Origin of the sequence: Stenotrophomonas chelatiphaga, assembly GCF_001431535.1 — a bacterium.
Classification (GTDB): domain Bacteria; phylum Pseudomonadota; class Gammaproteobacteria; order Xanthomonadales; family Xanthomonadaceae; genus Stenotrophomonas; species Stenotrophomonas chelatiphaga.
The window spans coordinates 1-25365 of the sequence record NZ_LDJK01000076.1; the positions used below are offsets into that span (position 1 = coordinate 1).

Genomic DNA, 25365 nt, shown 5'->3' on the forward strand with positions numbered 1-25365 from the left:
GCCTCCCCGCCCGGCCCACCGCCAGCCGCAGCTCCAGAAGCAGCCCACCGCGAGGGGGTCCCACCCGTTCGACACCACCCCGTCCGAACGCGGACAATAGGCCATCAGCGGCCGCACAGGCCGCGCCCTGTTTCCGCTGCAAGGACCTCCCCCATGGCCGCACGCACATCCGCTTCCACCGCCAGGACCTTCGCCATCGAAGTCCACGCCACCCCCGCCAAGCCGCTGGGCATGGCCCCGGCGACCTTCCTGCGCGACTACTGGCAGAAGCGCCCCCTGCTGATCCGCAACGCCTTCGCCGGGTTCCAGAGCCCCGTGCAGCCCGAAGACCTGGCCGGCCTGGCCTGCGAAAACGGCGTGCTGGCGCGGCTGATCGAACATGACCGCAGCACCGACGGCTGGCGCGTGCGCACCGGCCCGTTCCAGGAGTCGGTGTTCCCCGCCCTGCCGGAAAAGGACTGGACCCTGCTGGTACAGGACGTGGACAAATGGGACCCGGACGTCCGCGCACTGATCGCGCACTTCGATTTCCTGCCGCGCTGGCGGATGGACGATGTGATGATCAGCTTCGCCGCCACCGGCGGCTCGGTCGGTGCGCACGTGGACCAGTACGACGTGTTCCTGCTGCAGGGCCAGGGCCATCGCCGTTGGCAGATCGATGCCGGCGAATCGACCAGGGGCAAGCGCCCGCCACTGGACTTCCGTCCGGACATCGAACTCAAGCAGCTCACGAAATTCAAGCCCAGCCACGACTGGGTGCTGGCGCCGGGCGACATGCTGTACCTGCCACCGAACGTGCCGCACAACGGCGTGGCCGAAGACCCCTGCCTGACCTTCTCCTTCGGCATGCGCGCACCGGCATCGGCCGAATTGATCAGTGATTACCTGGACACCCTGGTGGTGGATGCCGATGAGGGCATCCGCTACCAGGACCCCGACCTGAAGCTGCCGGAGGATCCGAACGAGATCGACGTGGCGGCGATGAACCGCGTGGTGGCCGCGCTCAATGCCATCCGCATGAACGACCCGGACATGCTGGGCGACTGGTTCGGGCGCTTCATCACCACCTACCGCGCCGCCGGCGAAGTGATGCCGAGCGGACCGGCGCCGTCGCTGGACGAGGTCGACCACGCGCTGGCCAACGGCCTGCTGCTGGAACGGCATCCCTGGGCCCGTCTGGCCTGGCGGCGTGCCAAGCGCGGCGCCAGCCTGTACTGCAGCGGGCTGGACCTGGCGGTGTCGGTCAAGGATGCGCAGCGCATCGCGGCCGCCGAGCGGCTGGACCGCTCCGCGTGGAACGGCCTGACCGCCAAGGGCCGGCAGGCCCTGCAGGAACTGATGGTGCTGGGCTTCTACCAGCTGACCGACCCGCACGCGGCCGACGACGATCTGGATGACGAGGCCGCCGACGCCACGCCGATCGTGGTGGCGGCCGACACCGTGGGCACCGTCGAGGTGGATGACTTTTCCGATGACGTGCGCGAGGTGAACGTGCATGAGGACGGCGTGGAGGTGGTGGTCAGCTTCGACGAGGATGACGAAGAGGACGAACCGGAGGACGGCGCCGGCCAGCGCCGCCACTGAACATGCCCGCCTTCCGTGTCCAGCGCGCCGACCACGCGGCGCATCACGCAGCGATCCACGGGGTTCGCCAGCAGGTGTTCGTGGTCGAGCAGGGGGTGCCCGCCGACCTCGAGCGCGATGCGCTGGATCCGGTCTGCACCCACGTGCTGGCACGCGATGCCGACGGCGCGCCGATCGGTACCGGACGGCTGCTGCCCGATGGCCGCATCGGGCGCATGGCGGTGCTGGCGGCATGGCGCAGCCAGGGCGTCGGCGAGGCCATGCTGGAGGAGCTGGTGCGTGCGGCTGCGATGGCCGGGCTGCCGCAGGTGCACCTGCATGCCCAGCTGCCGGCCTGTGCGTTCTATGCACGGCAGGGTTTCATTCCCGAAGGCGGACACTTCGAAGAGGCCGGCATCGCGCACCAGCAGATGCAGCGCACGCTCAGCGCCGCCGCCCCCATCGACGGGGCGCAGGCGGCCGTGGCGGTGACCACCGCGGTCATCCACCGCGCGCGCCGGCGGTTGTGGGTCCACAACCGCCAGCTGGATCCCGGCCTGTTGGATGCCGCTCCCGTGCAGGCGGCGCTGCGCCGCTTCGCCACCCGTGCCCACGACAAGCAGCTGCGTGTCATCGTGCACGATGCCGCCGCGATCCAGGCCGCCGGTGCGCCGCTGCTGGCGCTGTTGCAACGCCTGCCCAGCGTGGTGCAGATCCGCGAGGTGAGCGATCCGGTTGACCGGGCGCTGGCCTCGGCCTGCATCGCCAACGATGCCGGCGACTACTACTTTCGTCTGATGGGCCATCGCCTTGAAGGCGAGGCCGGCATTGCACTGCCCTCACGCTCGCAGCCGCTGGAGCAGCAATTGCAGCGCGTCTGGGACCGTTCGCGGGATTGCAGCGAGCTGCGCGCCCTCGGCATCTGAGCCCGACGGCGACGCGCAACCTGTCTGGCAGCGGCACCGCGGCCGCCAATCGTGTCCGTGCAGCGCCCCTTCCCCGGCGGATGGGGGTACAATTTGGGTGTTTGAACGCGCCCGTGCATGGCTATTCATCCAGTCGGCCGGGTACTTCCAGAGCCCTACCCCACAAGCGAATAATCACTCTCCATCGTGGACAATCTACTGAAGCAGTTTGCGCAGTCATCGCAGCTCGCCGGCGGCAACGCCTCCTATGTCGAGGATCTGTACGAGCAGTACCTCGTCTCCCCGGACAGTGTCGATCCCAAATGGAAGGCCTACTTCGACGGCTTCCAGGGCCGTGAAGCGGGTGACATTCCGCACTCGGGCGTCATCGCGCACATCGCCGACGCCGCCAAAGGCGCGCTGAAGAGTGGTACCGGCGAAGGGGCCGGCGACGAGCGCGAGCGCAACGTCGGCCGCCTGATCACCGCCTACCGTTCGCGGGGCCACCTCGGTGCGCGCCTGGATCCGCTCGGCCTGGCCGAGCCGACCAATCCGCCGGACCTGGGCCTGCCCTTCCACAGCCTTTCCGATGGTGACCTGAACGCCGAGTTCAGCACCGGCGGCGTGGGTGGCCAGCCGCGCATGAAACTGCGCGACCTGCTGGCACGCCTGAAGGCGACCTACACCGGTTCGATCGGCGCGGAGTTCATGCACATCTCCGAAGTCGAGCAGCGCCAGTGGATCTACAAGAAGCTCGAACTCGCCGGTGGCGATTACGCGCTCGATGCAGAGACCAAGCGCCGCACGCTGGAACGCCTGACCGCGGCCGAAGGCCTGGAACGCTACCTGCACACCAAGTACGTGGGCCAGAAGCGCTTCTCGCTGGAAGGCGGCGATGCGCTGATCCCGATGATGGACACCATCATCCGTGACGCCGGCAAGGACGGGGTCAAGGACGTAGTGATCGGCATGGCCCACCGCGGCCGCCTGAACGTGCTGGTCAATACGCTGGGCAAGAACCCGCGCAAGCTGTTCGACGAGTTTGAAGGCAAGTTCGAGCACGACAACCACGCCTCCGCAGGCGATGTGAAGTACCACATGGGCTTCTCGGCCGACGTCAGCACCGACGGCGGACCGGTGCATCTGGCGCTGGCCTTCAACCCCTCGCACCTGGAAATCGCAGATCCGGTGGTTGCCGGCTCGGTGCGTTCGCGCCAGGAGCGCCGCAGCGACACCGCGCGCAAGCAGGTGATGCCGATCCTGATCCACGGCGATGCGGCCTTCGCCGGCCAGGGCGTGGTGATGGAGCTGTTCCAGATGTCGCAGGCGCGCGGTTTCGCCGTCGGCGGCACGGTACACATCGTGGTCAACAACCAGGTGGGCTTCACCACGTCCAACCCGGAAGATTCGCGCTCCACGCTGTACTGCACCGACGTGGCCAAGATGATCGCCGCCCCGGTGTTCCACGTGAACGGCGATGACCCGGAGGCCGTGGTGTTCGCCGCCAAGCTGGCCTTCGAATTCCGCCAGAAGTTCGCCAAGGACGTGGTCATCGACCTGATGTGCTACCGCCGTTGGGGCCACAACGAGGCCGACGAACCGGCGATCACCCAGCCGCTGATGTACCAGGTGATCCGCAAGCACAAGACCACCCGCGAAATGTACGCCGAGCAGCTTGAACAGGCCGGCGTGATCGAAGCCGGTGCCGGCAAGGCGCTGGTCGACGGCTATCGCGTGAAGCTGGACAGTGGCGAGTACACCACCGACCTGGCCACCGTGGAAAAGACCCCGCCGACCAGCCCGCTGTTCGTGGATTGGCCGAAGCTGCTGGACGGCAAGCTGTCGGACACGGTCAGCACCGCCGTGGACATGGACAAGCTGACCGCGCTGGCCAGGCAGATCACCACCATCCCGGACACCGTGCAGGTGCATTCGCGCGTGGCCAAGGTGTACGAAGACCGTCGCAAGATGGCCGCCGGTGAGATCCCGGGCGACTGGGGTTTTGCCGAGAACCTCGCCTACGCCACCCTGCTGGACGAAGGCCACCGCCTGCGCCTGGTCGGCCAGGACGTCGGCCGCGGTACCTTCACCCACCGCCACGCGATCCTGCACGACCAGAACACCGACCAGTACTACCTGCCGCTGCGCCAGCTGGTGGATTCGCCGGAGAAGGCCACCATCATCGATTCGCTGCTCAGCGAAGAAGCGGTGATGGCCTTCGAGTACGGCTTCTCCACCACCGACCCGGGCACCCTGTGCATCTGGGAAGGCCAGTTCGGCGACTTCGCCAACGGCGCCCAGGTGGTCATCGACCAGTTCATCGCCGCCGGTGAAGCCAAGTGGGGCCGCCTGACCGGGCTGACCCTGCTGCTGCCGCACGGCTACGAGGGCCAGGGTCCGGAACACAGCTCGGCGCGCCTGGAGCGCTTCCTGCAGCTGTGCGCGCTGGAGAACATGCTGGTGGTGGTCCCGTCCACCCCGGCGCAGGCATTCCACATGCTGCGTCGCCAGCAGCACCTGACCACCCGCAAGCCGCTGGTGGTGATGTCGCCGAAGTCGCTGCTGCGCCACAAGCTGGCCGTGTCGACGCTGGAAGAACTGGCCAATGGCGAGTTCCAGCACCTGATCGGCGATGCCAAGGCCGACCCGAAGAAGGTCAAGCGCGTGGTGCTGTGCTCGGGCAAGGTCTACTACGACCTGCTGGAAGACCAGACCAAGCGTGGCCAGGACGACGTGGCGATCATCCGCGTGGAGCAGCTCTACCCGTTCCCGCGCGCGCTGCTGGCCGCCGAACTGAAGAAGTACGGCAAGGCCACCGACGTGGTGTGGACGCAGGAAGAGCCGCAGAACCAGGGTGCGTGGTACCAGATCCGCCACCACCTGCAGTTCTGCGTGGCCGATGGCCAGAGCCTTCATTACGCGGGTCGCGCGCGCTCGGCATCGCCGGCCGCCGGTCACATGGCTGACCATGTCATCGAGCAGCAGAAGCTGGTCGCCGATGCCCTGGTCAACCCGTTCGACGACTCGGTCGCCGAATAACCCTCCCCTATTCCAGAAATACGAACCCAGGAAGCTCCCGCATGGCCACCGAAGTCAAAGTCCCGGTTTTGCCCGAATCCGTCTCCGACGGCACCATCGCCACCTGGCACAAGAAGGTCGGCGACGCCGTCAAGCGTGACGAGAATCTGGTTGACCTGGAGACCGACAAGGTCGTTCTGGAAGTCCCGTCGACCGTCGACGGCGTGCTGAAGGAAATCAAGTTCCAGGAAGGCGACACCGTCACCAGCGCCCAGGTGCTGGCGATCATCGAGGAAGGCGCTGTGGCCGAAGCCGCTGCACCGGCCCCGGCCGCTGAAGAGAAGAAGGCCGAGGCCGCACCGGCCAAGGCGGCTGCCCCGGCGGCTGCGGCCCCGGCACCGGCGTCGAAGTCGGCGGCCGATTCGCTGCCCCCGGGCGCCCGTTTCTCGGCGATCACCGAAGGCGTGAACCCGGCCGACGTGGACGGCACCGGCCGTCGTGGCGCGGTGACCAAGGAAGACATCGTCAACTACGCCCGCAACGGCGGCGCCGGCAAGGCCGGTGGTGCGCGTCCGGAAGAACGCGTGCCGATGACCCGCATGCGCAAGCGCATCGCCGACCGCCTGATGGAATCCAAGAACAGCACCGCGATGCTGACCACCTTCAACGAGGTCAACCTCGCCAAGGTGTCGGCGGCGCGCAAGGAGCTGCAGGAAGAGTTCCAGAAGGCCCACGGCATCAAGCTCGGCTTCATGAGCTTCTTCGTGAAGGCCGCCGCCAACGCGCTGCAGCGCTTCCCGCTGGTCAATGCCTCGATCGACGGCAACGACGTGATCTATCACGGCTACTCGGACATCTCCATCGCGGTGTCCACCGACAAGGGCCTGGTCACCCCGGTGCTGCGCAACGTCGAACGCCAGTCGTTCGCCGACATCGAAAAGGGCATCGCCGACTACGCCAAGAAGGCGCGCGACGGCAAGCTGAGCCTGGAAGACCTGCAGGGCGGCACCTTCACCGTGACCAACGGCGGCACCTTCGGTTCGCTGCTGTCCACCCCGATCATCAACCCGCCGCAGAGCGCCATCCTGGGCATGCACGCGATCAAGGAACGTCCGATCGCCGAGAACGGCCAGGTCGTGATCGCGCCGATGATGTACCTGGCGCTGTCCTACGACCACCGCATCATCGACGGCAAGGATTCGGTGCAGTTCCTGGTGGACATCAAGAACCAGCTGGAAAACCCGGGCCGCATGCTGTTCGGCCTGTAAGACCCGCCGACCCCTCCCGCCCGCGGGAGGGGTCTGTCGATCCGGGGCACGGCCAACGGCCCTGCCCGCCCCCCGGCGCACTGCGCCACCGGCCCGCTTGCACGGGTCGAGGACTGCATCAAGGACTCTCAAATGGCTGAACAATTCGACGTCGTCGTCATCGGTGCCGGCCCGGCCGGCTACCACGCCGCCATCCGTGCCGCGCAGCTGGGCCTGAAGACGGCCTGCATCGACGCGGCGCTGGGCAAGGATGGCAAGCCCGCCCTCGGCGGCACCTGCCTGCGCGTGGGCTGCATCCCGTCCAAGGCGCTGCTCGATTCCTCGCGCCAGTACTGGAACATGGGCCATATCTTTGGCGACCATGGCATCAGCTTCAAGGACGCCAGGATCGACGTCGAAGCGATGGTTGGCCGCAAGGACAAGATCGTCAAGCAGTTCACCGGCGGCATCGCCATGCTGTTCAAGGCCAACAAGGTGGCTGCGTATTACGGCTTCGGCGAGCTGCAGAAGGACAACGTGGTCAAGGTCACCCAGCACGATGGTTCGATCGTCGAGCTGAAGGGCACCAACGTGATCATCGCCGCCGGTTCGGACTCGATCGAACTGCCGTTCGCAAAGTTCGACGGTGAGACCATCGTCGACAACGTCGGCGGCCTGGACTTCACCGAAGTCCCCAAGCGCCTGGCCGTGATCGGCGCCGGCGTCATCGGCCTGGAGCTGGGCAGCGTGTGGAAGCGCCTCGGCGCCGAAGTCACCATCCTGGAAGCCCTGCCGGACTTCCTGGCCGCTGCCGATGCCGAAGTGGGCAAGGTCGCGCTGAAGGAGTTCAAGAAGCAGGGCCTGGACATCAAGCTGGGCGCCAAGGTGTCCAAGGCTGAAGTGTCCGGCAAGGGCAAGAAGGCCGAAGTCGCGCTGACCTACACCGATGCCGAAGGCGAGAAGTCGCTGGTCGTGGACAAGCTGCTGGTGGCCGTCGGCCGTCGCGCGGCGACCAAGGGCCTGCTGGCCGAAGGCACCGGCGTCAAGATCAACGAGCGTGGCCAGATCGAAGTGGACGCGCATTGCCACACCGGCGTCGACGGCGTGTGGGCGGTCGGTGACTGCGTGCGCGGCCCGATGCTGGCGCACAAGGGCTTCGAGGAAGGCATCGCGGTTGCCGAGCTGATCGCCGGCGAGCCGGGCCACGTCAACTTCGACACCATTCCGTGGGTCATCTACACCGAGCCGGAGCTGGCCTGGGTCGGCAAGACCGAGCAGCAGCTGAAGGCCGAGGGTATTCCGTACAAGGCCGGCAGCTTCCCGTTCGCCGCCAACGGCCGTGCGGTCGCGATGATCGAGCCGACCGGCTTCGTCAAGGTGCTGGCACACGCTGAAACCGATCGCATCCTGGGCATGCACCTGGTGGGCGCGAACGTGTCCGAGCTGGTGCACGAAGGCGTGCTGACCATGGAGTTCAGCGGTTCGGCCGATGACCTGGCGCGTATCTGCCATGCGCATCCGTCGCTGTCCGAAGTGGTGCACGATGCGGCCATGGCGGTCAGCAAGCGTGCCATCCACAAGGCGAACTGATCCGCCCGTGGTAGTGACGGCCGCGGGCCGTCACGCTTCACATCAAGAAACCCCGCCACGGCGGGGTTTTTTGTTGCGCCGTGCTCAGGCGGCCTGCGCCCGCCCTGCTCCCAGCAGCCTGGCCGGCAGCATCAGCACCGCGCCGAGGAAGGCGAACAACGCCGAGAAGGTCACCCCGACCAGCCGGAACGGCAGGCTCAGCAGCCACACCAGCGGCCACGCCAGCAGGGCGAGGATCGCCAGCGGCCAGCACAGCACGAACAGCAGGCACCACACGCCCAGCGCGAACAGGGTCTTCATGACAGGTCTCCCTGGCGGCACCGTGCCGCCTTGGGGCCATCGTTGCCGGCGGCCGGCTGCCGCGCAACGGAAATGCGACGAAGCCCGGGATGCGGCGACGAACAGCGGACGCAGGTCGGCCAGCGGCCTTCGCCGATGGCGGCCAGCGGCCGTCACTCCCTGTTTCGACCACCGTTACTCGAACGAACCCACCGAGTCGTGCGACAGGTTGTCGAAGCGGGTGTATTCGCCGAAGAACTTCAGCTTGCACGAGCCAGTGGGACCACCACGGTGCTTGCCGATGATGATCTCGGCCAGGCCCTTGTCCGGCGAGTTTTCCTTGTTGTAATAATCGTCACGGTAGATGAAGACGATCATGTCCGCATCCTGCTCGATAGCGCCGGATTCGCGAAGATCGGCCATCACCGGGCGCTTGTCGGTTCGCGTTTCCAGCGAGCGGTTGAGCTGGGACAGCGCGATCACCGGTACGTTGAGTTCCTTGGCCAGGCCCTTCAGGCCACGCGAGATCTCGGAGATTTCCGTCGCGCGGTTTTCGCTGTTGCCCGGCACGCTCATCAGCTGCAGGTAGTCGATCACGATCAGGCCCAGGTCGTGCTCGCGCTTCAGGCGGCGGCACTTGGACCGCAGGATCTCCGGCGACACGCCCGGCGTATCGTCGATGAAGATCTTGGTTTCCTTCAGCATGCGGATCGCGCCGGTAACCCGGCTCCAGTCCTCGTCTTCAAGCTGGCCGGTACGCAGGCGCTGTGCGTTGATGCGCCCATTGGAGGAGATCAGGCGCATGGCCAGCTGCGAGGCCGACATTTCCATCGAAAAGATCGCCACGCCCTTCTTCGATTTGATCGCCGCGTACTCGGCGATGTTCAGCGCCAGCGTGGTCTTGCCCATCGCCGGACGCGCCGCCAGGATGATCAGGTCGGTCGGCTGCAGGCCGGCGGTCATCGCATCGAAATCGTTGTAGCCGGTCGGCAGGCCGGTGATGTTGCCGCCGTTCTCGAAGCGGTTGCGCAGCTCTTCGAAGGCGTCCTTCAGGGCGCCGGGCATGGCCACGAAATCGGTGCGTCCGCGCGCGCCCTGTTCGGCGATGGCGAACACCGACTTTTCGGCGCTGGCGAGCAGTTCGCTGCTCTCGCGGCCTTCGGGCTGGAAGCCGTCGTTGACGATATCCGTGCCGACCTGGATCAGCTGGCGCAGCACCGCCTTGTCACGCACGATCTCCGCATAGGCCACGATGTTCGCCGCCGACGGCGTGGTGCTGGCGAGTTCGATCAGGTAGGCGCCGTCGCCGACCAGTTCCATCTTGCCCTGCGATTCGAACCATTCGCCCAGCGTCACCGCATCGAACGGACGATCGCGCTCGGACAGCTCGCGGATCGCGCGGTAGATCATCTGGTGGTCGCGGCGGTAGAAGTCGACTTCATTCAACTGGTCGTTGACGCGGTCGAATGCATCCGGGGCCAGCATCAGGCCGCCGAGCACCGCCTGTTCGGCTTCGACCGAATGCGGCGGCACGCGCAGGGAATCAATGCGCGATTCATCGCGGTCGAAGCGATCGGAGCGCTCCCTGCGGTCGGACTTGAAGCCGGAACGAGCAGCCATGCGGCGGAATTTCCTACAGAAGTGGCGAGATCAGTGTAGGCATGCGGGCAACCCTGCCGCCATGGACAAGCCTGTGGATAAGCCGTGGAGAAACGGGGGATATCCGCCAATGCCCGGCCAGCGTGGCGCGGAGGCGTCGCACTACCTGCGACAGGTGCCGTTGCGGCACCTGCAGGCCTCCATTATCGCAGATCGCAGGCGTCGTTCACCCCGCCCGATGTCGCCGGCGGTTCAGGCGCCCTTGCCGTGTACCGCCACCAGGGTCAGGAAGCGGTCGACGAAGCCCTGCAGGAACTCCTGCGTGCCGGCATTGCTGATGGTGCCTGCTTCGTCGATCAGTCCTTCCTTGAAGTGCAGGAAGGCCTCCGGCTGGCCCAGCACCGGCATGTCCAGGTAGGCCAGGATGTTGCGCAGGTGCTGCTGTGCCAGCGCCGTGCCGATCACCCCGATGGAGGCACCGATCACCGCTGCCGGCTTGCCCGCGAACGCGCTGTGGCCATACGGCCGCGAGCCGATGTCGATGGCGTTCTTCAACACGCCCGGCACCGAGCGGTTGTATTCCGGCGTCACGAACAACACCGCGTCGGCGCCGCGGATCTGCTGCTTCAGACGCTTGCCCTGCGCGGGGTAATCCGCATCGAAATCCTGGTTGTAGAGCGGCAGGTCACCGATCTCCACGAAGTCAAAGCGCGCCCTGCCCGCCGCCAGCTTCTCCAGCGCGCGTGCCAGGCGGCGGTTGATCGACTCCTTGCGCAGGCTGCCAACGAGCACGGCAATGGTGTATTCGGCCACGGGATCACCTTCTGTTCGGGGGCAGGCCAGACTAGACCGGCCCGCCTTCGTCGCCAGTGAAGAGCCGCAGCGCACCCGGCCGGTCAGGACGCCTGGTCGAAGCGCGCGCGGACCTCGGCAGTGACCTCGGGCATCGCAACGAAGCCGGGCTGGGAACGCACCCGCTGCAGCCACGCGACCACCGCCGGATACGGCTGCAGGGAAACCCCGCCGTCCCCTGCTACATCGGTGTAGGCGAACAGCGCGATATCGGCGATGCCATACGCCGCGCCACTGAACCAGCGCGCGTGGCCCAGGTGCTGCTCCATCACCGCCAATGCGGCAGCACTGCGCTCACGCAGCCGTGGCAGTTCGGCGCGACGCGGTGAATCGGCCCCGGTCCAGCCACAGATGAAGCGCGCCACCGCGACATAGGGCTCGTGGCTGTACTGTTCGAAGAACATCCAGCGCAGGGTCTGCGCGCGCTCCCAGCCGTCGCTGGAGAGGAACGGCGTGCCTTCGGCCAGCCAGAACAGGATCGCATTGGATTCGGGCAGCACGCGGCCGTCATCGCGCACCACCACGGGCACCTTCGCGTTCGGGTTCAGGGCCAGGAATTCCGGCGCGTGGGTCTGCCCGTGCGCACTGTCCACTTCCACCCAACGATAGCGCGTGCCCAGCTGCTCCAGCAGCAGGCGCACCTTGTGGCAGTTGCCGGATACCGACATCCCGTGGACGGTCAGCCCGATCCGCTCATCGCTCATCATCATGCTCCGGTTGCCGCGCCGATCAGGGCGACGCTGGCGGGCAGTCTGGCAAGCACGCGCGCGCTTGCCAAGCGGGTCAGCGCGCGCGCCGTGCCAGCCACTGGGCGCGGCTCTGGCCCCACACTTCCACCGGCTTGCCCGCGTGCGGTGGCGGCAGTTCGTCGGTGCGCAGCAGCGTGCTGCCGAGTTTGCCGGCGACGGCCTTGGAATTGACGTTGTCCGCAGCGATGGAGTGGATCACCTCCTCCCATCCCAGGCTGGCGAACACCCAGTCCATCGCCGCCGTGGCCGCTTCCGGCGCATAGCCCAGGCCCCAGCTCTGGCGCCGGATGCTCCAGCCCACTTCGGTACCGGGCCAGTCCAGCGGCTGCCACGGCCCCAGCCGGCCCACCCACTGCCCGCTGGATTTCTCGATGACGCTGAACATCGAAATGCCGAACAACTGCCAGGCACCGGCCAGCGCGCAGAAGCTGCGCCAGGCCACCGAGGGCGGCTGTACACCGCCGAGATGGGACATCACCGCCTCGTCCGCGCTGAAGTCGAGATAGGGCTGCAGGTCGACGGCCTGCGGCGGCCGCAGGATCAGGCGCTCGGTTTCAAGACGGAGATCGAAGATGCTCATGCTGGCTTCCTGCAGGGAAAACGAAAACAGGCCGGCTTGCGCCGACCTGTCTTTGTACCGCGATCACGCCCACCCGGCGTTACAAAAACAGGCCGGCTTGCGCCGACCTGTCCTTGTACCGCGATCACGTCCACCCGGTGTTACTGACGGGTGCTACCGACGTCAGCCGCAGCGGTCTGGGTGACCAGCTGTCCATCCACCACCGGCAGGCGATCACTGGCCGGCTTGTCGTTCATGCGGATGGTCTTCTCGGCACCGTCGTAGCGGTAGGTCACGTCGTACCCCTTGACCACATCGGTGTTGCCCATGGCGATCCGGTTGCCCGGCTTGCTGTCCATGCGCATCGTGCCGGTGGTGCCATCTTCGTTGCGGTAGGTGACGTTGTAACCGGTCACCTGGCTGGACTCGGAGGTGGTGGTTTCGGTGTGGCACTGGCGCTCGGTACGGTTGACCACGCGGCCGCCGACATGGCGCTTGTCCACGTTGTTGCCGATCATGCCGCCAGCCACCGCGCCTGCGGCGGTGGCGACCTTGCGACCGTTGCCGCCGCCGACCTGGTTGCCCAGCAGGCCACCGATGACCGCACCGGCGACCGTGCCGCCGACGTTGCCGTCGCGCTCGGGAAGGCGTTCCTGCACCACCACGTCCTCGCACACCTCATGCGGGGTCTGGGTGCTGGAGGTCTGGCGCACCGCCTCGGTACCGATGACCGTGGCGTAGGCCTTTTCTTTCTGGGTGATCGGCGCGACCTTCAGCACGTCGGCATATTCCAGCCCGCGCCGTGCCTCCACATCCAGCGCATCGGTGCGCACGCCGTCCTCGGCCACGCTGCCATCGGGCAGCACGGTTCCATCGGCGGCGGTCACGTAACCAGGAGAGGTGTCACCGCTTTTCATGAAGGCGGCGGTGGCGATGCCACCGACCAGCAGCGCGCCTGCGGCGACCAGGACAGTAGTAGTAGTTGATTTCATGACCTGCTCCTTGCGGACCACCCGCAACGTTCACGATGTGGATTGCAGCACGCGCTGGCTGAACGGAATATCGACAGAACCTTTATGTCCGGCCTCCCATTCAGGAAACTGCGGACCTACGCCCATGATAGCGTTTGCATTGGTACCTCACGGAACTCGACGATGGCCAACCCCATGCTGCTGCCCCTGCTCAACTGGGCGCGCCGACTGCGCTTCCCCACCCTGTTCAAGCTCACCGCCGGCCTGTTCGCGATCACGCTGGTGGTGCCTGACCCGATTCCGTTCGTGGACGAACTGCTGCTCGGCATGGGCACCCTGCTGCTGGCCAGCTGGAAAACCCGGTCGCCGCCCAAGGCGCCGCCGCTGGAGCTGCGCTGACCGTGCTGGTGGACAGTCATTGCCACCTGGATGCCGCTGAGTTCGATCCGGACCGTGCGCAGGTGATCGAGCGCGCCCGCGCTGCCGGCGTGCGGGCGCAGGTAGTGCCGGCGGTGACCGCGGCAAGCTGGCCGAAGCTGCGCGATGTCTGCCTGCAGGCCCCCGGACTGTATCCCGCTTACGGACTGCATCCGGTGTTCCTGGCCGAGCATGCGCAGGGACACGTTGACGAACTGCGCCAGTGGATCGAACGCGAGCGCCCCTGCGCGATCGGCGAATGCGGCCTGGACTTCTTCATCGAAGACCTCGACCGCGACCTGCAGCAGTATTACTTCGTGGCCCAACTGGAGCTCGCGCGGGAATTCGATCTGCCGGTGATCGTGCATGCGCGGCGCGCGGTGGATGCGGTGATCGCCGCGGTGCGCCGGGTGGGCGGTCTGCGCGGGGTGGTCCACAGTTTCTCAGGCAGCCCCGAACAGGCTGCACAACTGCACAAGGCCGGTTTCCTGCTGGGACTCGGCGGGCCGGTCACCTACGACCGCGCGCAGCGCCTGCATCGCCTGGTGCAGTCCATGCCGCTGGAGCAGCTGCTGCTGGAAACCGATGCCCCCGACCAGCCGGATCAGGGAATCCGCGGCCAGCGCAACGAACCGGCACGGCTGCGTGACATCGCCACGCACATCGCCGGACGCCGGGGCATCAGCCTGCAGGCGCTTGCCGAGGCGACCACGGTCAACGCGCAGCGGTTGTTCGGGCTGCCCGCCGCGGCCGCCTGACCTGCATTGCGACCGGGCCGGAACCGCCGGCGTCATCCGGCCGCGTCGGCGACCTGCTTCTTCGGCGAAAGCAGCATCTCCAGCGCCTTGGCCACCGCGGCGAACGCAAACGCGCCGGTGATGTGGGTCGCCGCGCCGAGTCCGGCACCGCAGTCGAGCTTCAGCGCCGCGTCCGGGCCCAGTTCCGGGCGTATCCCGCAGACACTGCCGTCGGCCTGCGGATAGCGCACGTTTTCCAGGGAATAGATCGCCGGCACGCCGAAGTAACGCTTGGCATTCTTCGGGAAGTTGAACTCGCTGCGCAGTTTCTTGCGGATCAGCGCCAGCATCGCATCGTGTTCAGTGCGTGATACATCACGTACGCGCACCAGGGTGGGATCGGTGCGGCCTCCGGCGGCGCCGACGGTGAGCAGCGGCAGCTTGCGCCGGCGGCACCAGGCGATGGTTTCCACCTTGACCCGGAAACTGTCACAGGCATCGATGACCAGGTCGAAACCACGATCAAGCAGCTCGGCCATGTTGGCCGGGGTCAGGAACGCTTCGACCGCATCCACGTCGATGGCCGGATTGATGGCGCGGCAGCGCTCGGCCATCGCCACCGACTTGTTGCGCCCGTAGTTGCCCTCCATCGCCGGCAGCTGGCGGTTGGTGTTGGACACGCAGATATCATCGGCATCGATCAGGGTCAGGTGGCCTACCGCCGAACGGGCCAGCGCCTCCACCACCCACGAGCCGACCCCGCCCATGCCGACCACGGCGACCCGCCGCGCCTGCAGGGTCTCCAGCGATCCGCGCCCGTACAGCCGTTCAACGCCGGCGAAGCGTTCTTTGATCTGATCATTCATCGCGCCATTTTAACGGGTGTCGGGCCGTTCCCGTGCAGGGCCCGTGCCGCGCGTACGCTGGGCGTGGTTCATCCGCCAGCCATGAAATGGGGGAATGGTTGGCGCGCCGTTCACGTTCAAAGAAGGAGGATCCCTCCCAAGCGCACCAGACGCCTACCACCCTTTCTGGCCAGGAGAACCACCCATGAAAATCCAGCTCATTGCCGCGAGTGTTGTCGCCACCCTTGCCCTGGCCGGTTGTGCCACCTCGCCCGGTTACGGCGGCGGCGGTTACGGCAACACCAACAGCGGCTACGGCAACAGTGGTGGCAACTACAACACCAACCGCTGCGCGGACTGCGGCATCGTCACCCGCATCAATACCGTGGCCTCCGGCCGTGCGGCACCGTCGGCGACCGGTGCGGTGCTCGGCGGCATCGTCGGCGCCGTGGCCGGCCATGAAATCTCCGACCACACCGGCGGCAGCCGTGGCAACAAGAACATCGCCGCGGCTGCAGGCGCGGTCGGCGGCGCACTGGCCGGCAACCAGATCCAGAAGAACGTCACCAGCGATACCTACGATATCGCCGTGCGCATGGATGATGGCCGCACCATCGTGGTCAACCAGCGTGACCTGGGCGGGATCCGCGAAAACACCTACGTGCGCGTTGTGAACGGCCGCGTGGTGCTGCGCTGATCCTGGCAGCGTTGCTGCTGCCAGCCGTTGCAGCGACATGAACCAGAAGGGCCCGCTCGCGCGGGCCCTTCTGCTGAAACAAACGCGGCGCGTTCAATCAGAGCGGCTTGACCTTGTCGGCCTGCAGGCCCTTCTGGCCGGTGACGACCTCGAACTCGACGGCCTGGCCTTCCTTCAGCGACTTGAAGCCCTGCGATTCGATGGCGCGGAAATGCACGAACACATCCTCGCCACTCTCACGGCTGATGAAACCAAAGCCTTTCGCATCGTTGAACCACTTGACGGTGCCCTTCTCAGCCATCTTTGCTACTCCCTTACTGTCTTGTAATTGGTTACGCCCTGACAGGCGGCTGACGAGCAAGGAGGAAGCGAGGTGCAACGATGTAGCGGATCGCTGGGATCTACCATCATCAGGCCACGATCCACGGTGACCTTGCCAAGCTCAGCGGGGTCACGTTAACCCGGCATAAATGAAAATGCAACGGGTAGATTGATCAATGTGTCAACCCCTTTTAGACCTCCATACGGTAAAGCATGGACCTCTCATTCATCTTGTATCTGGTAGCGGCTCTCTGCATCGCGCTGGGCATCGCCGGCATCGTGCTGCCAGCGCTTCCCGGCATTCCACTGGTCTTCCTCGGCCTGCTGCTGGCCGCGTGGGCTGACGGCTTCGTCCATGTCGGCTGGCCCGTTCTGACGGTGCTGGCCGTCCTGACCGTGCTGTCGTTCGTGGTGGACGTGCTGGCGACGGTGGTCGGGGCGCAGCGCGTGGGGGCCAGCCGCAAGGCCTTGTGGGGCACCTTCATCGGCAGCATCGCCGGGCTGTTCTTCATGCCTGTCGGGCTGTTCCTCGGGCCGCTGCTGGGCGCGCTGGTCGGCGAGTATTGGCACAGCCGCGAACTCGGCCGTTCCACCAGGGTGGGGCTGGCCACGTGGCTCGGCATCCTGCTGGGGATGGCGCTGAAGGTCGCGCTGCTGGTGGCAATGCTGGGGCTTTTCGCGTTTGCCTGGCTGCTCTGAACTCACTGCGGTTTCACGCCGCTTCACAGGGGGCACTGGCATAACCGCTTCGACCACTGGCGGCCAACGCCGACGCACGCCACACTGCTCCTCACTCTCCTATTCAGCCTCGTGCAAGGGCCCGCAGCAATGACCCTCACCTCCCCGATTCCCCGCCTGGCCCCATTGGTGCTGGCCCTGTCCAGCGCTCCGCTGGCCGCGCAGGAATTCACCGCTTCGCCTGCAACCTCGCCCAGCGCCTGCGCCGCCATCACCACCGACGCGGCGCGGCTTGCCTGCTATGACCAGCTGTTCGGTCCCACCCAGGCCACCACCGCGCAGGCCGACGCCGCAGCCGAAGCCGCTGCGGTGGCGCGCAAGGAAGAACGCCGCGAAGTCCGGGTCAGCGAAGGCGAGGAGAAACTGCGCTCGCGCGTGGGCGACCTGTTCCGCCCGGCCCCGCACGATGCGGCGCTGGCCAATGCCGGCCGCGGCTCGCTGCTGGACAGCCGCTGGGAGCTGGCCGAAGACTCCAAGCTGGGGCCGTTCCAGCTGCGCGCCTACAAGCCGGTGTACCTGCTGCCGGCGTTCTGGACCAGCGACAAGAATCTCGCTCCGCAGTCGCCGAACCCGGCCAACACGGTGACCACCCCGCAGCTGCTGGACAGCAACGAGCTGAAGTTCCAGCTGAGCTTCAAGACCAAGATCGTGGAGAACCTGTTCGGCGACAACGGTGACATCTGGGCCGGCTATACCCAGAGCTCGCGCTGGCAGGCCTACAACGCCGACAACTCGCGCCCGTTCCGCGAAACCAACTACGAACCGGAGGTCATGGCAGTGTTCCGCAATGGCTACTCCATCGGTGGCTGGCGCGGCCGCATGAGTGCCATCGGCATCAACCACCAGTCCAATGGCCGGGCCGATCCGTTCTCGCGCAGCTGGAACCGGGTGATCGTCAGTGTCGGCCTGGACCGCGAGAACTGGGCATTGACCCTGCGCCCGTGGTACCGCCTGCCGGAGTCGCGCAGCGATGACAACAACCCGGACATCCAGGATTACATGGGCCGCGGCGACGCCACTCTGGTGTGGAACCGCAACGGCCATGAAGTCGCGCTGATGGGGCGGCATTCGCTGCGCGGTGGTGACCGCTCGCACGGCGCGTTGCAGATCGACTATGGGTTCCCGATCAGCAACCTGCTGCGCGGCCATGTCCAGGTGTTCGATGGCTACGGCGAGAGCATGATCGACTACAACCACAAGGCCACCTACATCGGCGTGGGCGTGTCGTTGCTGGAGTGGTTCTGATGTCCGTGATGCTCTGGCACAACACCGCCTGCAGCAAGTCACGCAATACGCTCAAGCTGATCCGCGACGCCGGACTGGATCCGGTCATCGTGGATTACCTGGCCGATCCGCCCGACGCGCAGGCGCTGCGCAAGGTGCTGGCCGATGCCGGCCTGCGCGCTGCGGAGCTGGTGCGCAGCAACGAGCCGGTGTTTGCCGAACTGGGGCTGGCCGGCGCCGATGAGGCGCGGCTGGTGGACGCGATGGTCGCCCATCCGCGCCTCATCAACCGGCCGATCGTGATCACCGACAAAGGCACGCGCCTGTGCCGGCCACCGGAGCGGGTGCTCGACATTCTGTAACGCGCGGCGGTGACGACCCCACGGTCGTCACCCACCCCGGGGGCCTATCAGGCCACTACCACCGGAATCTTGCCGATCCGGGCCTGCCATTCGCGCGGGCCGGTCTGGTGAACCGACTCGCCGGTGGAATCAACCGCCACCGTCACCGGCATGTCCTGCACGGTGAACTCATAGATGGCCTCCATGCCCAGATCGGCGAAGCCGACCACCCTGGCCGCCTTGATCGCCTTGGACACCAGGTAGGCCGAACCACCGACGGCCATCAGGTAGGCCGACCTGTTGTCACGGATCGCTTCGATCGCCGCCGGTCCGCGTTCGGCCTTGCCGACCATGCCCAGCAGGCCGGTCTGTTCCAGCACCTGGCGGGTGAACTTGTCCATGCGGGTGGCGGTGGTCGGGCCGGCCGGGCCCACCACTTCGTCGCGCACCGGATCGACCGGCCCCACGTAGTAGATGAAGCGGCCCTTGAGGTCCACCGGCAGCGGCTCGCCCTTGTCCAGCATTTCCACGATGCGCTTGTGCGCGGCGTCGCGGCCGGTCAGCAGCTTGCCGTTGAGCAGCAGGGTCTGGCCCGGCTTCCAGCTGGCCACGTCTTCCGGGGTGATCGTGTCCAGATCGACACGGGTGCCCTTGGAGGCGTCATAGGTGATCTGCGGCCAGTCTTCCAGCGACGGCGGGTCAAGCATCACCGGGCCGCTGCCATCCAGGGTGAAGTGCGCATGGCGGGTGGCCGCGCAGTTCGGGATCATCGCCACCGGCAGGTTGGCCGCGTGGGTGGGGAAGTCCTTGACCTTGATGTCCAGCACCGTGGTCAGGCCGCCCAGGCCCTGCGCGCCGATGCCCAGCGCGTTGACCTTGTCGAACAGTTCCAGGCGCAGCTCTTCGGCGCGGTTGGACGCACCCCGTGCCTTCAGTTCGTTGATGTCGATCGGCTCCATCAGCGATTCCTTGGCCAGCAGCATCGCCTTTTCAGCGGTGCCACCAATGCCGATACCGAGCATGCCCGGCGGGCACCAGCCGGCGCCCATGGTCGGCACGGTCTTCAGCACCCAGTCCACGATCGAGTCGGACGGGTTGAGCATGGCGAACTTGCTCTTGGCTTCCGAACCGCCGCCCTTGGCCGCGACGATCACCTCAACGGTGTCACCCGGCACGACCTTGACGTTGACCACGCCGGGGGTGTTGTCCCGGGTGTTGATGCGCTTGCCGGCCGGATCGGCCAGCACCGAGGCGCGCAGCTTGTTGTCCGGATGGTTGTAGGCCCGGCGCACGCCTTCGTTGGCCATGTCCTCCACGCCCATGGTGGCATCGTCCCAGCGCACGTTCATGCCGATTTCCAGGAACACGGTGACGATGCCGGTGTCCTGGCAGATCGGCCGGTGGCCTTCGGCGCACATCCGCGAATTGATCAGGATCTGCGCCATCGCCTCCTTGGCCGCCGGTGATTCCTCGCGCTCGTAGGCTGCGGCAAGGCTTTTGATGTAGTCCACCGGGTGGTAGTACGAGATGTACTGCAGCGCGTCGGCGATGGACTGGATGAGGTCTTCCTGCTTGATCGATGTCACGGCTTGCTCGCTTGCTCGGGGCTGGCGGGGGTTATTCCGCCCATTTTACCCCCGCGCGGCAGACCGGGGGCTGTTTGCCCTGCCAGTCGTGTCCTTTGCGGCGTTCAGGGCCTGCAGCGGCCGGATGGCGGCCCCATTGCAGCCATGCTCCGGGCTGAATGATCACCGGCCCGGCTCATCCGGGTGCGGGGTCCGGCGAGGAAATGCGCCTCGCTCGCGGCGACGCGAACGGCACGGTCAAAAAAAGCAACGGTACAGAGCAGGTGCATCGGATAGGCGTTCAATGCGCCATAACAATGCGAAAGCATGCCGTTTACGTTGAAAAATCTCGAAGCCAATCTATCGCTGATGCCCCGTCAATTCATTGTTTGAATTGATGGGGCGCGTCGCGGTGCCCCCCCCCTAACGTCCTGCATTCGTTCGAAGCAGGATCAGCCCCTTGGCCCACGCAGTCCCCCCCTCCCTTGGCGCCCGCTGCAACGCGTGGCTGGTGTCTTACCTGCTGGTCAATGCAGTGCTTCTTGCCATCCCGGTACTGATCAACGTCGAATGGCCTGCCGCGTCGGACGCGCGGTTCTTCCTTGGCGCTGCACTGGTTGCGCAGCTCGGCACCATGATGCTCGTCGTCGGCCTGCCGGTATGGTTGATGGACCGCGTCCCTCTCCTGCGGCCGGTGGCACTGCCCAGCCTGTTCGTCCTCACCCTGCTGTGGTGGGTCCTGATTGTCGTGGATGCGCGCGTGTTCAATCAGTTCGGCTTCCATATCAACGGGCTGGTGATCGCGCTGATGTTCGACGGCGGCCTGCTCGGGCAACTGGGGCTGAGCAGCGGCACATGGCTGCTGGCCGGTTTGGCGGTGGGCGTGGCCGCTGCGTGCCAATACCTTCTCGTCCGTATCCTGCGCGCGCGTCGACACGCGGGCGTGCGCTGGCGGTGGATGGCACTGGCGGTGCCGATGGTGGCCCTCAGCCAGGGCCTTGGCATCTGGTACGACGCCCAGGGCCGTACCGATGCCATGGCGGGATTACGTGCAATCCCATGGCTGCAAACCGCAACCGCGCGTCGGCAGATGGCCAGGCTGGGCTGGGCGGCCGATGATCGATCACAGGTCCGGCTTGCCACGCAACCGGCCGCGAACGCCGCGCTGTCGTACCCGCGCGCGGCGCTGCAATGCCAGCCCAAGCGGCTGTCCAACGTCCTGGTGATCGTGGTCGATTCACTGCGCCACGATATGCTGACCACGGAGCAGATGCCGAACACCGCCCGCTTTGCCGCCGATGCATGGCAGGGCAATCAGCACTACAGCACCGGCAACAACACCATGCACGGTGTTTTCGGGCTGTTCTACGGATTGCCGGCGCTGTATACCCAGACGATGATCCACCATCGTCGTGGCCCGGAACTGCTTCGCCAGTTGCAGCGTTACAACTACGCTTTCCATCTTTACGGGGGGGCATCACTGGCAGGTGCCCGCCTGGACCGCGCGGTATTCGTCGAGACCGATGCACCCTTGCACACCGCATCGCCGCAGGTCGCGCCTGATGAGCGTGACCGGGATGTTGTCGGGCAGATGACCGCGGCACTGCGTGGGCAGCCGGCCGACCAGCCCTTCTTCGGCTTCATCCTGCTGGACAGCGCGCATGCGCCCTATGCGGTGCCGGCAGAGGCCGAACAGCGCTTCCTGCCGCAGGCGTCCGCCGGCGCACATTTCAAGACCGGGCGCTCGACCGATCCCAAGCCGCTGTTCAATCGCTATCGCAATGCCGTGCTGGGTGCGGACGCGCGCATCGGTGAGCTGCTGCAGGCCTTGGACGACACCGGCCGCAGCGATGACACGGTTGTGATCATCACCAGTGACCATGGCGAATCGTTCAACGACCTGGGCCAGAACGACTGGGGACACAACAGTAATTTCAGCGACGTGCAGACCCGTGTGCCGATGCTTGTTCGTTGGCCCGGACGCGCTCCGGCGCAGGAGCCGGCGGTGACCAGCCACATGGATGTCGCGCCGACGCTGATGCGCCACCTGTTGTCCTGCACCAATCCACCAGCAGACTTTGCCGCCGGAGTGGACCTGTTCGGAGCGCTTCCCGCGCAGCGTCCGCTGCTGGTGGAGTCGTGGACATCGCGTGCGGTGCGTCTGGGCGACGAAACATTGCTGGTCCGCCCGTACGGGATGGAAGTACGTGACAAAGATTACCAACCGATCAAGGACAGCCATGCGCCCGCCACCGCCACCGCCGTGATCCTCCAACAGATGCAGCTGCTGAACGCCGGTGCACTGCATTCGCCGACAGCAGCGGATCCCACCGGCTGAGCGAGGCGTCGCCTCCTGCGTCATTCATGTCGCAACCACGGTGACGGGGCGCACAATGCGCCCCATGCCCGCCTCCCGATCCAGCAGTGCCCCCGGCCAGAGCAATCCCAGCCTGCGTGAGCGGGTCGGTGCGATGCGCAACCTGCCACCGTTCCTGCGCCAGATATGGCAGACCAGCCCGTGGCTGGCCAGCGCCAGCCTGGGGCTGCGCATCATCCGCGCCCTGTTGCCGGTGGCGATGCTGTATGTCGGCAAGCTGATCATCGATTCGGCCGTGCTGCTCAGCCAGCACGACGCCGGTTTTCCGCCGTTCGGTGAAGCGCTGTCCAGCGGCCTGCTCACCCCGTTGCTGACCCTGCTGGCGCTGGAATTCGGGCTGGCCATTGCCTCGGACCTGTTGGGGCGCATTGTCAGCTACGCCGATTCGCTGCTGTCGGAACTGTTCACCAATGTCACCAGCGTGCGCCTGATGGAGCACGCCGCGTCCTTGGACCTGGAGGACTTCGAGGATCCCGAACTGCAGGACAAGCTGGACCGTGCGCGGCGCCAGACCATGGGCCGGATGAACCTGATGAGCCAGCTGTTCGGCCAGGTCCAGGATGCGATCACCGTGGCCAGCCTTGCCGTGGGCCTGTTGGTCTACGCGCCGTGGTTGATCGTGCTGCTGGCCCTGGCGCTGGTGCCGGCCTTCATCGGCGAATCCCACTTCAACGCCGCCGGCTACAGTCTCAACTTCCAATGGACCCCCGAGCGTCGCCAGCTGGATTACCTGCGCCAGGTCGGGGCCAGCGTGGAAACCGCCAAGGAGGTCAAGATCTTCAACCTCCACCGGTTCCTGATCGACCGCTACAGACTGCTGGCCGATCGCTTCTTCCACGCCAACCGCGCGCTGGCGCGCAAGCGGGCGTTCTGGGGTACGTTGCTGGCCGCGCTGGGCACGCTGGGTTACTACACCGCCTATGCGTATATCGCCTGGCGCACCGTGCGCGGCGATTTCAGCATCGGTGACCTGACCTTCCTGGCCGGCAGTTTCCTGCGCCTGCGCCAGTTGCTTGAAGGCCTGCTGATCGGTTTTTCGCAGGTGGCCAGCCAGGCGCTGTACCTGGACGACCTGTTCTCGTTCTTCCAGATCACCCCGGAAATCCACACCCGCCCGGATGCCATACCGGTGCCGCGGCCGATCCGCCAGGGCTTTGTGTTCGACAACGTTGGCTTCCGCTATCCGGATGCGGAAACCTGGGCCGTGCGCCATCTCGACTTCCAGCTGCATGCCGGTGAGGTGCTGGCGCTGGTCGGCGAAAACGGCGCCGGCAAGACCACCCTGGTCAAGCTGCTGGCGCGGCTGTACGACCCGGACGAGGGCCGCATCCTGCTCGATGGGCGTGACCTGCGCGACTACGACCTGGACGACCTGCGCGCCAACATGGGGGTGATCTTCCAGGACTTCGTGCGCTACAACCTCACCGCCGGGGAGAACATCGGCGTCGGCCAGGTCGATGCGCTGGACGACGCGCAGCGCATCCGCGACGCCGCACGCCGCGGCATGGCCGAAGAGGTGATCCAGGCCCTGCCCGGCGGCTACCAGCAGGTGATCGGGCGCCGCTTCAAGCAGGGCGTGGACCTGTCCGGCGGCCAGTGGCAGAAGATCGCCATTGCGCGCGCGTACATGCGCCAGGCCCAGGTGATGATCCTGGACGAGCCGACCGCCGCGCTCGACGCACGCGCCGAGTACGAGGTGTTCCAGCGCTTTCGCGAGCTGTCCGAACAACGCACCGCGGTGCTGATCTCGCACCGGTTTTCTTCGGTGCGCATGGCCGACCGCATCCTGGTGCTGGCCGATGGCCGGATCGAGGCCAGCGGCAGCCATGCCCAATTGATGGCCGAAGGCGGCCGCTACGCCGAGCTGTTCGAGCTGCAGGCGGCCGGTTATCGCTGAACGGTGGTCACGAACGCCTCTCATTCCGCTCAATGAGAACCTGTCTCATTTGAGGTAGAATGTCCCGGACGATTTCCTGGATACGCTACCCCCATGTCTGCTGCTTTCGGCGCCGAGACGGTGCTTGAGGTCCGCCACTGGACCGATGCCTACTTCAGTTTCACCCTGACCCGTGACAGCGGGTTCCGCTTCGAGAACGGCCAGTTCGTGATGATCGGGCTGGAAACCGAGGCGCGGCCGTTGCTGCGCGCGTATTCCATCGCCAGCGCGAACTGGGAAGAGAACCTGGAGTTCTTCAGCATCAAGGTGCAGGACGGCCCGCTGACCTCGCGCCTGCAGCACATCAAGCCGGGCGACAAGGTACTGGTAGGCAAGAAGCCGACCGGCACCCTGCTGATCAGCGACCTGCACCCGGGCAAGAACCTGTACCTGCTGGGCACCGGCACCGGCATGGCGCCGTGGCTGTCGGTGATCAAGGACCCGGAAACCTACGAGCGCTTCGACAAGGTGATCCTCACCCATGGCGTGCGTTACGAAAAGGACCTGGCCTACCGCGACTACTTCGAACGCGAACTGCGCGAGCACGAGTTCCTGGGCGAGATGATCGGCGACAAGCTGCTGTATTACCCGGCCGTCACCCGCGAACCGTTCGCCAACCAGGGCCGCCTGACCTCGCTGCTGGAAAGCGGGCAGATGCAGCGCACCCTGGGCCTGCCGGAGCTGGACCCGGCCAACGACCGCGCGATGATCTGCGGCAGCCCGCAGATGCTGGCCGACCTGCGCACGGTGCTGGACGCCAAGGGCTTCCAGGTGTCCCCGCGCATCGGCAGTCCCGGCCATTACGTCTTCGAACGCGCCTTCGTCGAAAAATAAG

23 protein-coding genes are annotated in these 25365 nt (G+C 66.2%); 14 read left to right on the forward strand and 9 right to left on the reverse strand.

Annotated features, from left to right (window positions below):
• Positions 1-153 precede the first annotated feature (153 nt).
• The 5 genes from ABB28_RS14800 (at position 154) to lpdA (ending at position 8323) form a co-directional block, all read left to right on the forward strand.
• Positions 154-1584, forward strand: coding sequence for a ribosomal protein uL16 3-hydroxylase (locus ABB28_RS14800; protein ID WP_057509357.1), 1431 nt, complete (start codon positions 154-156; stop codon positions 1582-1584).
• Positions 1585-1586: 2 nt separating this feature from the next.
• Entirely contained in the window at positions 1587-2489 is a 903-nt protein-coding gene (locus tag ABB28_RS14805) for a GNAT family N-acetyltransferase (protein WP_057509358.1), read from the forward strand.
• A 186-nt stretch (positions 2490-2675) separates the two neighbouring features.
• Positions 2676-5507 carry a 2-oxoglutarate dehydrogenase E1 component gene (locus ABB28_RS14810; protein WP_057509359.1) on the forward strand — a complete coding sequence of 944 codons (2832 nt, stop codon included), beginning with the start codon at positions 2676-2678 and terminating at the stop codon, positions 5505-5507.
• Between the two features lie 41 nt (positions 5508-5548).
• On the forward strand, positions 5549-6754 hold the full coding sequence (sucB, locus tag ABB28_RS14815; protein ID WP_057509360.1) for a dihydrolipoyllysine-residue succinyltransferase: 1206 nt from the start codon (positions 5549-5551) through the stop codon (positions 6752-6754).
• A gap of 132 nt (positions 6755-6886) precedes the next feature.
• Positions 6887-8323 carry a dihydrolipoyl dehydrogenase gene (gene lpdA, locus ABB28_RS14820; RefSeq protein WP_057509361.1) on the forward strand — a complete coding sequence of 479 codons (1437 nt, stop codon included), beginning with the start codon at positions 6887-6889 and terminating at the stop codon, positions 8321-8323.
• A gap of 84 nt (positions 8324-8407) precedes the next feature.
• Here lpdA and ABB28_RS14825 read toward each other — a convergent pair whose 3' ends face one another.
• The 6 genes from ABB28_RS14825 to ABB28_RS14850 all read right to left on the reverse strand — a co-directional run bounded on the left by ABB28_RS14825 (position 8408) and on the right by ABB28_RS14850 (position 13353).
• Positions 8408-8623, reverse strand: coding sequence for a hypothetical protein (locus ABB28_RS14825; RefSeq protein ID WP_057509362.1), 216 nt, complete (start codon positions 8621-8623; stop codon positions 8408-8410).
• A 174-nt stretch (positions 8624-8797) separates the two neighbouring features.
• Positions 8798-10222 (reverse strand): replicative DNA helicase, encoded by a 1425-nt coding sequence (locus ABB28_RS14830; RefSeq protein WP_057509363.1) that lies wholly within the window; start codon positions 10220-10222, stop codon positions 8798-8800.
• A 231-nt stretch (positions 10223-10453) separates the two neighbouring features.
• On the reverse strand, positions 10454-11014 hold the full coding sequence (locus ABB28_RS14835; RefSeq protein ID WP_057509364.1) for an NADPH-dependent FMN reductase: 561 nt from the start codon (positions 11012-11014) through the stop codon (positions 10454-10456).
• An 83-nt stretch (positions 11015-11097) separates the two neighbouring features.
• Positions 11098-11757: a glutathione S-transferase family protein gene (locus tag ABB28_RS14840; protein ID WP_057509365.1), complete on the reverse strand. Its 660-nt coding sequence runs from the start codon at positions 11755-11757 to the stop codon at positions 11098-11100.
• Between the two features lie 79 nt (positions 11758-11836).
• A complete protein-coding gene (locus ABB28_RS14845) occupies positions 11837-12382 on the reverse strand; it encodes a GNAT family N-acetyltransferase (RefSeq protein WP_057509366.1) in 546 nt (181 codons plus the stop codon).
• Positions 12383-12522: 140 nt separating this feature from the next.
• Positions 12523-13353 carry a glycine zipper 2TM domain-containing protein gene (locus ABB28_RS14850; RefSeq protein ID WP_057509367.1) on the reverse strand — a complete coding sequence of 277 codons (831 nt, stop codon included), beginning with the start codon at positions 13351-13353 and terminating at the stop codon, positions 12523-12525.
• Between the two features lie 162 nt (positions 13354-13515).
• Between ABB28_RS14850 and ABB28_RS14855 the strand changes: the two genes are divergently transcribed.
• Together ABB28_RS14855 and ABB28_RS14860 are read left to right on the forward strand one after the other, a co-directional pair.
• Positions 13516-13731, forward strand: a complete 216-nt coding sequence (locus tag ABB28_RS14855) for a DUF6116 family protein (protein WP_057509368.1) — start codon at positions 13516-13518, stop codon at positions 13729-13731.
• Positions 13728-14507, forward strand: coding sequence for a TatD family hydrolase (locus ABB28_RS14860; protein ID WP_083492047.1), 780 nt, complete (start codon positions 13728-13730; stop codon positions 14505-14507). Before ABB28_RS14855 ends, ABB28_RS14860 begins: the two co-directional genes overlap by 4 nt.
• 32 nt (positions 14508-14539) lie before the next feature.
• Here ABB28_RS14860 and ABB28_RS14865 read toward each other — a convergent pair whose 3' ends face one another.
• Positions 14540-15352 carry a tRNA threonylcarbamoyladenosine dehydratase gene (locus ABB28_RS14865; RefSeq protein WP_057509369.1) on the reverse strand — a complete coding sequence of 271 codons (813 nt, stop codon included), beginning with the start codon at positions 15350-15352 and terminating at the stop codon, positions 14540-14542.
• Between the two features lie 184 nt (positions 15353-15536).
• On the opposite strand from ABB28_RS14865, the gene ABB28_RS14870 reads away from it, so the two are divergent.
• Positions 15537-16028, forward strand: coding sequence for a glycine zipper 2TM domain-containing protein (locus ABB28_RS14870; RefSeq protein WP_057509370.1), 492 nt, complete (start codon positions 15537-15539; stop codon positions 16026-16028).
• A gap of 97 nt (positions 16029-16125) precedes the next feature.
• On the opposite strand, the gene ABB28_RS14875 is transcribed toward ABB28_RS14870, so the two are convergent.
• A complete protein-coding gene (locus ABB28_RS14875; RefSeq protein WP_019185917.1) occupies positions 16126-16329 on the reverse strand; it encodes a cold-shock protein in 204 nt (67 codons plus the stop codon).
• Positions 16330-16562: 233 nt separating this feature from the next.
• Here ABB28_RS14875 and ABB28_RS14880 point away from each other — a divergent pair, with 233 nt between their 5' ends.
• The 3 genes from ABB28_RS14880 (at position 16563) to arsC (ending at position 18673) form a co-directional block, all read left to right on the forward strand.
• Positions 16563-17048 carry a DUF456 domain-containing protein gene (locus ABB28_RS14880; protein WP_057509371.1) on the forward strand — a complete coding sequence of 162 codons (486 nt, stop codon included), beginning with the start codon at positions 16563-16565 and terminating at the stop codon, positions 17046-17048.
• Positions 17049-17177: 129 nt separating this feature from the next.
• Complete coding sequence (locus tag ABB28_RS14885; RefSeq protein ID WP_057509372.1) at positions 17178-18332, forward strand: phospholipase A; 1155 nt, start codon at positions 17178-17180, stop codon at positions 18330-18332.
• On the forward strand, positions 18332-18673 hold the full coding sequence (gene arsC / locus ABB28_RS14890; protein ID WP_057509373.1) for an arsenate reductase (glutaredoxin): 342 nt from the start codon (positions 18332-18334) through the stop codon (positions 18671-18673). Before ABB28_RS14885 ends, arsC begins: the two co-directional genes overlap by 1 nt.
• Before the next feature lie 47 nt (positions 18674-18720).
• On the opposite strand, the gene ABB28_RS14895 is transcribed toward arsC, so the two are convergent.
• Complete coding sequence (locus ABB28_RS14895; RefSeq protein ID WP_057687166.1) at positions 18721-20238, reverse strand: fumarate hydratase; 1518 nt, start codon at positions 20236-20238, stop codon at positions 18721-18723.
• 490 nt (positions 20239-20728) lie between these two features.
• Here ABB28_RS14895 and ABB28_RS14900 point away from each other — a divergent pair, with 490 nt between their 5' ends.
• The 3 genes from ABB28_RS14900 to ABB28_RS14910 all read left to right on the forward strand — a co-directional run bounded on the left by ABB28_RS14900 (position 20729) and on the right by ABB28_RS14910 (position 25364).
• Entirely contained in the window at positions 20729-22555 is a 1827-nt protein-coding gene (locus ABB28_RS14900) for a sulfatase-like hydrolase/transferase (RefSeq protein ID WP_057687167.1), read from the forward strand.
• Between the two features lie 64 nt (positions 22556-22619).
• Complete coding sequence (locus ABB28_RS14905) at positions 22620-24491, forward strand: ABC transporter ATP-binding protein (RefSeq protein WP_083492049.1); 1872 nt, start codon at positions 22620-22622, stop codon at positions 24489-24491.
• A 93-nt stretch (positions 24492-24584) separates the two neighbouring features.
• Complete coding sequence (locus tag ABB28_RS14910) at positions 24585-25364, forward strand: ferredoxin--NADP reductase (RefSeq protein WP_057687169.1); 780 nt, start codon at positions 24585-24587, stop codon at positions 25362-25364.
• Position 25365 lies beyond the last annotated feature (1 nt).

Bases quoted from the DNA above. Each gene is read 5' to 3' on its own strand.
- ABB28_RS14800 (WP_057509357.1), top strand. From the start codon at position 154: ATGGCCGCACGCACATCCGCTTCCACCGCCAGGACCTTCGCCATCGAA.
- ABB28_RS14805 (WP_057509358.1), top strand. From the start codon at position 1,587: ATGCCCGCCTTCCGTGTCCAGCGCGCCGACCACGCGGCGCATCACGCA.
- sucB (WP_057509360.1), top strand. From the start codon at position 5,549: ATGGCCACCGAAGTCAAAGTCCCGGTTTTGCCCGAATCCGTCTCCGAC.
- lpdA (WP_057509361.1), top strand. From the start codon at position 6,887: ATGGCTGAACAATTCGACGTCGTCGTCATCGGTGCCGGCCCGGCCGGC.
- ABB28_RS14825 (WP_057509362.1), bottom strand. From the start codon at position 8,623: ATGAAGACCCTGTTCGCGCTGGGCGTGTGGTGCCTGCTGTTCGTGCTG.
- ABB28_RS14830 (WP_057509363.1), bottom strand. From the start codon at position 10,222: ATGGCTGCTCGTTCCGGCTTCAAGTCCGACCGCAGGGAGCGCTCCGAT.
- ABB28_RS14840 (WP_057509365.1), bottom strand. From the start codon at position 11,757: ATGAGCGATGAGCGGATCGGGCTGACCGTCCACGGGATGTCGGTATCC.
- ABB28_RS14845 (WP_057509366.1), bottom strand. From the start codon at position 12,382: ATGAGCATCTTCGATCTCCGTCTTGAAACCGAGCGCCTGATCCTGCGG.
- ABB28_RS14850 (WP_057509367.1), bottom strand. From the start codon at position 13,353: ATGAAATCAACTACTACTACTGTCCTGGTCGCCGCAGGCGCGCTGCTG.
- ABB28_RS14855 (WP_057509368.1), top strand. From the start codon at position 13,516: ATGGCCAACCCCATGCTGCTGCCCCTGCTCAACTGGGCGCGCCGACTG.
- ABB28_RS14865 (WP_057509369.1), bottom strand. From the start codon at position 15,352: ATGAATGATCAGATCAAAGAACGCTTCGCCGGCGTTGAACGGCTGTAC.
- ABB28_RS14870 (WP_057509370.1), top strand. From the start codon at position 15,537: ATGAAAATCCAGCTCATTGCCGCGAGTGTTGTCGCCACCCTTGCCCTG.
- ABB28_RS14875 (WP_019185917.1), bottom strand. From the start codon at position 16,329: ATGGCTGAGAAGGGCACCGTCAAGTGGTTCAACGATGCGAAAGGCTTT.
- ABB28_RS14880 (WP_057509371.1), top strand. From the start codon at position 16,563: ATGGACCTCTCATTCATCTTGTATCTGGTAGCGGCTCTCTGCATCGCG.
- ABB28_RS14885 (WP_057509372.1), top strand. From the start codon at position 17,178: ATGACCCTCACCTCCCCGATTCCCCGCCTGGCCCCATTGGTGCTGGCC.
- arsC (WP_057509373.1), top strand. From the start codon at position 18,332: ATGTCCGTGATGCTCTGGCACAACACCGCCTGCAGCAAGTCACGCAAT.
- ABB28_RS14905 (WP_083492049.1), top strand. From the start codon at position 22,620: ATGCCCGCCTCCCGATCCAGCAGTGCCCCCGGCCAGAGCAATCCCAGC.
- ABB28_RS14910 (WP_057687169.1), top strand. From the start codon at position 24,585: ATGTCTGCTGCTTTCGGCGCCGAGACGGTGCTTGAGGTCCGCCACTGG.